This window comes from Billgrantia bachuensis, from assembly GCF_011742165.1.
In the GTDB taxonomy this organism is placed as follows: domain Bacteria; phylum Pseudomonadota; class Gammaproteobacteria; order Pseudomonadales; family Halomonadaceae; genus Halomonas; species Halomonas bachuensis.
Genome location: NZ_JAAQTO010000059.1, coordinates 63127 through 72545 on the forward strand (window position 1 = coordinate 63127; position 9419 = coordinate 72545).

General features: G+C 65.8%; 9 protein-coding genes. 3 read left to right on the top strand and 6 right to left on the bottom strand.

What is annotated here, in order from left to right; genetic code table 11:
* The first annotated feature begins 18 nt into the window (after positions 1-18).
* From HBJ55_RS20615 to HBJ55_RS20625, 3 genes are all read left to right on the top strand, one after another.
* Positions 19-1410, top strand: a complete 1392-nt coding sequence (locus HBJ55_RS20615) for a YcjX family GTP-binding protein (protein WP_167119602.1) — start codon at positions 19-21, stop codon at positions 1408-1410.
* Complete coding sequence (locus HBJ55_RS20620) at positions 1407-2453, top strand: YcjF family protein (RefSeq protein ID WP_167119605.1); 1047 nt, start codon at positions 1407-1409, stop codon at positions 2451-2453. Before HBJ55_RS20615 ends, HBJ55_RS20620 begins: the two co-directional genes overlap by 4 nt.
* A gap of 106 nt (positions 2454-2559) precedes the next feature.
* Positions 2560-3018 carry a universal stress protein gene (locus HBJ55_RS20625; RefSeq protein WP_167119609.1) on the top strand — a complete coding sequence of 153 codons (459 nt, stop codon included), beginning with the start codon at positions 2560-2562 and terminating at the stop codon, positions 3016-3018.
* A gap of 51 nt (positions 3019-3069) precedes the next feature.
* Here the strand turns inward: HBJ55_RS20625 and HBJ55_RS20630 are convergent, their stop codons facing one another.
* The 6 genes from HBJ55_RS20630 to HBJ55_RS20655 form a co-directional block, all read right to left on the bottom strand.
* Positions 3070-4191, bottom strand: coding sequence for an ABC transporter ATP-binding protein (locus HBJ55_RS20630; RefSeq protein ID WP_167119612.1), 1122 nt, complete (start codon positions 4189-4191; stop codon positions 3070-3072).
* 28 nt (positions 4192-4219) lie between these two features.
* A complete protein-coding gene (locus HBJ55_RS20635) occupies positions 4220-5098 on the bottom strand; it encodes a carbohydrate ABC transporter permease (protein WP_167119615.1) in 879 nt (292 codons plus the stop codon).
* A complete protein-coding gene (locus HBJ55_RS20640) occupies positions 5091-6023 on the bottom strand; it encodes a carbohydrate ABC transporter permease (protein WP_167119618.1) in 933 nt (310 codons plus the stop codon). Before HBJ55_RS20640 ends, HBJ55_RS20635 begins: the two co-directional genes overlap by 8 nt.
* A gap of 80 nt (positions 6024-6103) precedes the next feature.
* A complete protein-coding gene (locus HBJ55_RS20645) occupies positions 6104-7363 on the bottom strand; it encodes an ABC transporter substrate-binding protein (protein WP_240936222.1) in 1260 nt (419 codons plus the stop codon).
* 130 nt (positions 7364-7493) lie between these two features.
* Positions 7494-8705 carry an AGE family epimerase/isomerase gene (locus tag HBJ55_RS20650; protein WP_167119624.1) on the bottom strand — a complete coding sequence of 404 codons (1212 nt, stop codon included), beginning with the start codon at positions 8703-8705 and terminating at the stop codon, positions 7494-7496.
* A 64-nt stretch (positions 8706-8769) separates the two neighbouring features.
* Positions 8770-9419 (bottom strand): sensor histidine kinase (locus tag HBJ55_RS20655; protein ID WP_240936223.1); only part of this gene is annotated, 650 nt, incomplete at its 5' end.

Genomic DNA, 9419 nt, shown 5'->3' on the forward strand with positions numbered 1-9419 from the left:
TGAAGGGATTCCTCGCCAATGCGCCAGTCGCTCACTCGGGAGCTGACCAACCTGATCGAACGCGGCCGCGACCGCCAGTTACGCCTGGCGGTCACCGGGCTCTCGCGCTCGGGCAAGACCGCCTTTCTCACCTCGCTGGTGAACCAGCTGCGCCACGCCGGGCTCGAAGCGCGGCTCGACCTGATGCCGGCCGCCCGCGAAGGGCGCCTGCTGGGTGCCCGCCGGGTCAGCCAGCCCGACCTCGGGGTGCCGCGCTTCCCCTATGACCAGGCCATGACGGCGCTCGACGGCGAGCCGCCACGCTGGCCCGAACCGACCCGCGGCATCAGCGAGCTGCGCCTGTCGATCCGTTATCGCCCAGCGCGGCGCGGCCTGCTGCGCAGCGAAACCGCCGAGCTCAGCCTCGCCCTGTTCGACTACCCTGGCGAGTGGCTGCTCGATCTGCCACTGCTGGGCCATGACTACCCGGGCTGGAGCCGTGCCATGCTGGCCGGCGCCGGCGAGCAGCGCCACGCCCTGCTCGCCGAATGGGAGCGTGCCGCGGCCAGGCTCGACCCCGCCGCCGAGGCCAACGAAGCCGAACTCGCCGACATCGCCGCGCTCTACGCGCGTAGCCTGCAGGCGGCACGCGAGGCGGGCTTCGCCAACCTGCAGCCGGGTCGTTTCCTGCTGCCGGGAGACCTCGAAGGCGCCCCGGTGCTGCAGTTCTTCCCGCTGCCTGCGTTGGCGGAGGTCGACGACGCAGCGCTGGCCAAGCTGCCGCCGGAGAGTGTCTACGCCACCCTGGCGGCACGCTTTCGCCACTATCAGCAGCGTATCGTGAGGCCCTTCTACCGCGATCACTTCCGCCGTTTCGACCGGCAGATCGTACTGGTCGACGTGCTCGGCGCCCTCAACGCCGGCCCGGAGCGCTTCGAGGATCTCTCCCGGGCGCTGACCACGCTGATGCAGAGCTTCGACTACGGCAAGCGCAGCCTGCTCTCGCGGCTGTTCGCGCCGCGCATCGACCGCCTGGCGATCGCCGCGACCAAGGCCGACCACGTCACTCCCGAGCAGCACGCCAACTTGTCCGCCCTGCTCGAGGCCCTGCTCGCCGAACCGCTGCAGGACCTGCGCTACGCCAACGTGCCGGTGAAGGCGCTGTCGCTGGCGGCGATCCGCGCCACCGAGGCGCATGAAGTCAATCACAAGGGCCAAAGAACGCCGGCCCTGCGCGGCACGACGCTAGGGGGCGAGGAGGTGCTGGTGTTCCCCGGCGAGGTGCCGGCGAAGCTGCCCGAGACCGAGTTCTGGACCCGCCAAGGGTTCGACTTCCACGCCTTTCGCCCCGCCCCGCGTGAAGGCGGCGCACTACCCCACATCCGCCTCGACGCCGCACTGGACTGGCTGATCGGAGACAAGCTGCAATGAGCGACCATCGTCACGAGCCACAGGGCGACGACCCGCGGCCAGCCCGCCGCTTCACTCTCGACGAACCGGCAACGCCAGGACTGGAGTCGCCGCGGCCGCGCCTGGACTTCGACAGCCAGCTGCCCACACGCCCCGTCGAGGAGGCCCCGGTCAGCCGCACCGAGCGCGATCTGGAGGCAAGCCTCGGCCGCCCGCGCAAGCGCCGCTGGGGGCTACTGACCCTGCTGGGAGGCGGCATCGCACTGGGCACGGCCGAACTGGCCATGAACCTGCCCGATGCGCTGCTCGGCGGCGACTGGCTCAGCGGCGGCTGGCACCTGCTGGGACTCGGTGCCATCACCCTGGGCGCTGCGGCGCTCGTCCGCGAGGCCTGGCGCCTGCGCCGCCTGAAGCGCCACGATGCCCTGCGCAGCCGACTGGCCGGGCTGCCCCAGGCCGACGCCAGGCAGGCGCTCGAGCTGGCCCGTGTACTCAAGCGCCAGCTCGGGCTCGATGACGACCATCCCCACTGGCAGGCTTTTCTCGCCGCCCGCGAACCGCACCACGCCGGTGCGGAAATCCAGCAATTGCTGGCTCACCACCTGCTGGCACCGCGCGATCGCCAGGCCCGCCGTCTCATCTCACGCATGGCCGGCGAAACGGCCGTCATGGTGGCAGTCAGCCCGTTGACGCTGGTCGACATGTTCCTGGTGGCGTGGCGCAGCCTGGCGATGATCGATCGCATCTGCCGTCTCTACGGGCTGGAACTGGGCTATGCCAGCCGCCTGCGCCTGCTGCGCAACGTGCTCTACAACATGGCCTTTGCCGGCGCCACCGAGATGGCCGGAGATGCCGGCATGGAGCTGCTGTCGTTGAACCTGGCCGGCCGCCTCTCGGCGCGCGCCGGCCAGGGCATGGGGGTAGGTCTGCTGAGTGCCCGCCTCGGCCTGCGCACCCTGCGCCTGACCCGCCCGCTGGTATTCGGCGAAGGCGAGGCGCCACGCATGGCCGACTTGCGCAGCGAGCTCTGGCAGCAGCTGCGACGGCTGGAGGAAACCAAGTGAGGAAAAGCCGATCTGCAGAGACCTTGATCGGGGTCATGACGTTCTGAATACGAAGGTCTAGGCTCGTGGGAACTGATCCGCCCCACTACGAAACAAGGAACGCGCCATGTACAAGTCCATCCTGGTCCCCGTCGACGGTTCCGAAGGAGCCAAGAAAGCCCTCGAGGTCGCCTGTCAGCTGGCCAGCCAGGGCGATGCCACCCTGCATATCCTGCACATCCCCGAGGAACTCACTCACGAAACGACGCTGGTGTGGGGCATCGGCGCCATTGCCATCGAGGCGTCGCGCCAGGAGCCCCAGGAGCCCCGGGCACGCCAGGACATCGGCAAGCAGATCGTCGACAGGGCGGAAAAGGCAGCACGCGCCAAGGGCGTGACCCGGGTCGAGACGATCATCGGCCAGGGCGACCCCGCTCGCACCATCGTCAGCGAAGCCAAGCGCCGCGGCGTCGAGGCGATCGTCATGGGCAGCCGCGGCCTGAGCGACCTGCGTGGGCTGGTGGTAGGCAGCGTGTCGCACAAGGTCAGTCACGTGGCCGAGTGCACCGTGATCACGGTTCGCTGAACATCTTGGCTCTAGGCCGCCAGCCCTCGGCTGGCGGCCTCACGGGTGGACTCAAGCCAAACGTTTCTCCGTCTCGCTATCGAACAGCACCGCACGGGCCATGTCGATGCGCAGCGCCAGGCGCTCTCCCGCAGCCACTCGACATTTGGGTCCGACCCGGGCCGTCGCCTCCCCTTCACCCAGCTGCAGCTGCAGCAGGATGTCGGCGCCGGTGGGCTCGACCACGGTGATGCGCGGCGTGAGCAGCACGCCCTCGGAGAATTCGCCAAGTCGCGCGTCATCCTCGGCAAAATGCTCGGGACGCAGCCCCAGGATCACCGGCTTTCCGACTCGCTCGGCCATGGCCGCAGTAGCTCGTTCACGTGGCCAGGGTAACGCCAGGGACGGTTCATACGGTGTCTCGATGCGCAGCAGGTACTCCCCGGCCTGCTCCTCGAGCGTGGCGGCAATGAAGTTCATCGACGGCGAGCCCATGAAGCCGGCCACGAAGATGTCCACCGGATTGTTGTAGACCTCGTCGGGCGAGCCGAGCTGGAGGATGCGGCCATCGCGCATCACCGCGATGCAGTCGGCGAGCGTCATGGCCTCGATCTGGTCGTGGGTGACGTAGACGATGGTCGTCCCGAGGCGCTGGTGCAGCTTCTTGATCTCGGTGCGCATGTCGACACGCAGCTTGGCATCGAGATTGGAGAGGGGCTCGTCGAACAGGTACACCTTGGGCTCACGTGCCAGCGCCCTGCCCATCGCCACCCGCTGACGCTGGCCACCGGAGAGCTGCGACGGCTTGCGCTCGAGCAAGTGCGAGATCTGCAGCAGGTCGGCGACCCGCTCGACGGCGGCTTCGCGCTCGGCCTTGGGGACCTTGCGCATCTCCAGGCCGAAGCTGATGTTCTGGCGCACCGTCATGCTCGGATAGAGCGCATAGGACTGGAACACCATGGCGATGTCGCGCTCCGCCGGGGTCTGCCAGGTGACCTCCTCCCCGGCGATGCGGATCTCGCCTGAAGTGACCGGCTCGAGCCCGGCGATGGCGTTCATCAGCGTCGACTTGCCGCATCCCGAAGGGCCCACCAAGATCAGGAACTCCCCCGAATCTATCGCCAGGCTCACGTCCTTGAGCACCTGCTCGCTGCCGAAGTCCTTGCAGACATTGTTGATTTCAAGCGCTGCCATATCGAAAACCTCTTGATTGTTCTTGCGCTCAGCCTTTGACCGAGCCTGCCGTGAGCCCACGCACGAAATACTTGCCGGCCAGCACGTAGACGACCAGCGTGGGCAGCGCGGCAATCATCGCCGCCGCCATGTCGACGTTGTATTCGCGTGCACCGGTAGACGTATTGACCAGGTTGTTGAGCGCCACCGTCACCGGCTGGGTGTCGTGGGCCGAGAAGGCGACGCCGAACAGGAAGTCATTCCAGATCTGGGTGAACTGCCAGATCACCGAGACCACGATGATCGGCGCCGAGACCGGCAGCAGGATGCGCCAGAAAATGCGGAAGAAGCCGGCACCGTCGAGCTTGGCCGCGGAGATCAGCTCGGTGGGCACCGCCACGTAGAAGTTGCGGAAGAACAGCGTGGTGAAGGCGATGCCGAAGATCACGTGAACCAGGATCAGCCCCGCCCGGGAACTCGACAGCCCCAGCCAGCCCAGCGTCTGCGCCATGGGTAGCAGCACCACTTGGAAGGGAATGAAGCAGCCGAACAGCATCAGCGCGAAGAGCAGTTCCGAACCCTTGAAGCGCCACTTGGTCAGGGCGTAGCCGTTGAGCGCGCCAATGGTGGTGGAGATCAGCACGGCGGGCACCACGATGGCGATGGAGTTGAAGAAGTAGACACCCACGCCCTCGCAGCGCATACCGGTACAGGCCTCGCCCCATGCCTTGACCCACGGCGCCAGTGTGGGGTCCTGCGGCAGTGAAAGCAGCGTACCGGGGGTGATCTCGGCCATCGGCTTCACCGAGGTGATCAGCATCACGGCCAGCGGCAACAGGTAGAACAGTGCCGCCACGATCAGCACGGCATAGAGCGAGAAGCGGGCAATACGAGCGCCGAACGTACGGCGGCGAATCACGTTATCCATGGCGACGGCTCCTCAGCTCGGAATAGAGATAGGGAATCAGGATCGCCAATACGCCGCCCAGCATCAGCATGGCGCTGGCCGAACCCAGGCCGATCTGTGCCCGGGTGAAGGCGTGCGCGTACATGAAGGTTGCCGGCAAGTCGGAAGCGTAGCCGGGCCCGCCATTGGTGAGTGCCACCACCAGATCGAAGCTCTTGATGGCGATATGCGAGAGGATCATGACCGCACTGAACACCACCGGCCGCAGGCAGGGAATCACCACCCGCCAGTAGATGCGCGGCAGGCTGGCACCGTCGAGCTGGGCCGCCTTGAGAATGCTGTCGTCGATGCCGCGCAGCCCGGCCAGGAACAGCGCCATGACGAAGCCGGAAGCCTGCCACACCGCGGCGATCACCAGCGTGTAGACCGCCATGTCGGGGTCGATGATCCAGTCGAAGCGGAAACTCTCGAAGCCCCAGCTACGTACCATCGCCTGGATGCCGAGCCCCGGATTGAGCAGCCATTTCCACACCACGCCGGTAACGATGAAAGAGAGTGCCATGGGGTAGAGGTAGAGGGTGCGCAGCGCCCCCTCCTGACGGATGCGCTGATCGAGCAGGATCGCCAGCACCAGCCCCAGCGCCAGGCAGATGGCAACGAACAGACCACCGAACACTACCAGGTTGGTCGAGGCCACCCACCAACGGTCGTTGACCATTAGCCGGGCGTACTGGGCAAAGCCGACGAACTCGTAGCTGGGCAGCATGCGCGAGCTGGTCAGCGAGAGAATGAAGGTCCACAGCATGAAGCCGTAGACGAAGAACAGCGAAATGGCGATGGACGGCGCCAGCACCAGCTTGGGCAGCCAGGCCTGGAGCAGGCCGGCCGAACTGCGTCGGGCACCGGGACCGGCGGCCGGCTGCACCGCGGGACTTGAGAGGGACATAGGGGGAAACCTCGGACTGAACGGCGTGCTACCGGGGGCGGGCCTGCTTGGTCAGGCCCGCCCCACCTTTCGACTGCGGGTTACAACGCAGCCTGGGCGGCATTGACCATGCGCCGGGCAGCCTCTTCGGCAGCCATGTCACGCGAGTTGAAGTAGTTGGTCACTACATCGAAGATGGCACCCTGCACGTCGGCACGCACGGCCATGCCATGGGCCATGCTGGGCACCAGGCCACCCGCTTCCGCGGTGCGCTGGAAGTCCTCGAGGGACTGTTGAGCGCACTGGTCGAACTCGCTCATGTCGAGATCGGGACGAGCAGGAATCGAGCCCTTGGCCAGGTTGAAGGTCTCCTGGAAAGTCGGTTCCAGCACCAGGCGCGCCAAGGCATGCTGGGCCTCCTGCTCCTCGCCTTCGACACGGAACATGGCCAGGCTGTCGATGTTGAAGGTGAAGGCCTCCTGGGTACCCGGCGCCGCGGCGCAGAGGTAGTCCTCGCCGGCGGTGAGCCCGGCGGCGGTAAACTCGCCCTTGGCCCAGTCGCCCATCAGCTGCATGCCGGCATCGCCATTGATCACCATGGAGGTGGCGATGTTCCAGTCGCGGCCCGACATGTCTTCGTCCATCAGTTCGCGCAGGCGCTTGAAGGTCTCGAGCGCTTCGACCATCTGCTCGCTGCCCAGCGCCTCCTCGTCAAGCTCGACCAGTGCCTGCTGATAGAACTCGGTGCCACCGGTGGCCAGCAGCACGCTCTCGAAGACAGTGGCATCCTGCCAGGCCTGGCCACCGTGGGCCAGGGGTATGTACCCCGCTTCACGAATCGCCTCGCCGGCGGCGAACAGCTCATCCAGCGTGGTCGGCATCTCGACGCCGGCCTCATCGAGCACCTCCGGATTTGCCCACAGCCAGTTGACCCGATGCACGTTGACCGGTACTGCAACGTATTCGCCGTCATGCTTCATCACGTCGGACACCACCGCTGGCAGCAAGTCGTCCCAGCCCTCCGCCATGGCAACCTCTTCGAGACTGCCGAGCAGGCCGAGCTCGCCCCATTCCTGAATCTCGGGCCCCTTGATCTGGGCCGCCGAGGGCGGGTTACCGGACATGGCGCGGGACTTGAGTACGGTCATGGCGGTCTCACCACCGCCACCGGCCACGGCGAAATCCTCCCAGCCGTAGCCTTCGGCTTCCATCAGCTCCTTGAGCACATTGGCGGCCCGGGCCTCGCCACCAGAGGTCCACCAGTGCAGCACCTCCACCTCGGCGGTCTGGGCATGAGCCGCGCTCATGGCCGCGGCAACGGTCAGGCCGAGAAGGGACTTGCGAAACAGTGATGTTGGCATGTTCGTGCGCATCAGGCGTGTCTCCGATATTGTTAGAAATTTGATTGACCGTGAGAGACGGACAGCAACAACGTTAGCCCATTCGGATCAAGGCCAGGGTTACCTAGTAATGGATAGTGTTGCGCCAATATTACGAGCCTGAAACATTCCGCAGGGTTTCGATGACATCGTAACAGGCCCCCATGGTGTGATAGTCGACCTTGCCCGCCGGGCTCTTCTCGTCGGAGTAGCGACGGTTGTCAGGCGTCAGGATGCGATACCAGGCGCCATGGCGGTGGTCGATCATGTGACGCCAGCTGTAGTCCCATAGCCGCTCGTACCACTGCCAGAATACCGGCTCCTCGGTACGCTGACCGAGCATAGCCGCACAGGCCAGGGATTCCGCCTGTACCCAGAAGTACTTGTCCTCATCGAAGAGATTGCCCTCCAGATCCAGGCCATACACCAGCCCGCCGTGCTCGGGGTGCCAGCCGGCCTCCACGCTGCTCAGGAAAAGTCGGCTGGCGGTGGGCAGCAGCCAGGCTTCGGACGCGCGATGCTCAAGCAGCAACAGCAACTTGGCCCACTCGGTCTGGTGGCCCACCTGGTAGCCCCAAGGCCGGAACAGGTGGCGCGGGTCGTCGAGGTGATAGTCCAGATCGCGCCGCCACTGGCGATCGTAATGCTCCCAGATCCAGCCTCCTTGCTCGGGCTTGCGCTCGCTTGCCGCGTCATGCTGCGCTGACTCCAGGCAGAAGGCGCGGGCCAGCTGCAGCGCACGCTCAAGGAAAGCTCGGTCCTCCGTGGCATCGTAAGCGGCAATCAGCGCTTCGCAGCTATGCATGTTGGCGTTCTGGCCACGGTAGTCCGACACCTGCCAGTGGCGGTCCGCCTCGTCGGCGTAGCGCTGCCACTGCGCTTCCCAGAATCGGTTCGTCTGGAGTTCATGCACGCGGTACAGGCCCTGGCGCGCCTCGGGGATGCCGGCCTTGAGCGCCGTGGCATAGGCCAGCAGCACGAAGGCCAGTCCGTAGCAGTGGTTGGTGTCGTCCTCGGCCCGTCCGTCGGCCAGCGTCCAGGCATAACCCTGGTAGTCGGGCTGGTAGTGGCAGCGTTCGAGGAAGTCAAGGCCGTGCCGCGCACCGTCCAGGTATTCCGGACGCTTGAAATGTTCGGCGTAGCGAGCGTAGGTAAAGACGAAGCGTGCGCTGGATACCAGATGGCGATGGCGTCGATCGTAGATCTCGCCGTCGTCACGCAGGTAGTGGAAGAAGCCGCCCCGGGGATCGATGGCCCGCGGATGGTAAAACGCCATGGTCTTGCGGACATGAGCTTCGAGAGAGGCGATATCGTAGCAGTCCATGATCGAGTCCTTGAGAGCGGCGAAACTCTTAACCTAACCGATCGCTCCGACCACGCCATGTTTCCTAGTGCTGCAAAGTATTGCTCGCATCCCATCGGGGAATGGACAAAGTGACGAGCAGGCCGCCCTCGGAATGGTTGGCGAGCGCAATGTCTCCGCCCAGAGCACGGGCGATATGTCGGGCGATCCCCAGCCCCAGGCCGCTCCCACCGGTGTTGCGGCTGCGTGAGGGTTCGAGGCGAACGAAGGGAGAGAAGACTCGCCCGAGCTGGGCCTCGGGAATGCCCGGCCCATGGTCGCGGATGTGGATCGAGAGCTGCTGCGGAGAATCGTCCAGCGTCACCTCGGCGCGCTTGCCATAGAAGACGGCATTCTCCACCAGATTCGCCAGGCAGCGCTTGAACGCCAGCGGTTTCACCGCCAGCGGCTCGGCGTCCCCCGAGAGGCTCACCTGACCTCCCTGCAGCGCCAGCTCTTCCGCCAGTTCGTCCAGCACCGCTCGGGGGTCGACCGCTTCTACCGCCTCGTGCAGGTCGAAGCCCTTGACCGATGCCAGCGCACCCTTGACCAGCAGGTCGAGCTCGTCGAGCGAGGCGCAGAAGCGCTCGCGCTGCAGCGGATCGTCGAGCATCTCGGCGCGCAGTCGCATGCGAGTAATGGGGGTCTTGAGGTCATGGGAGATGGCCGAAAAGAGCCTTTCACGCTCGTCGACCT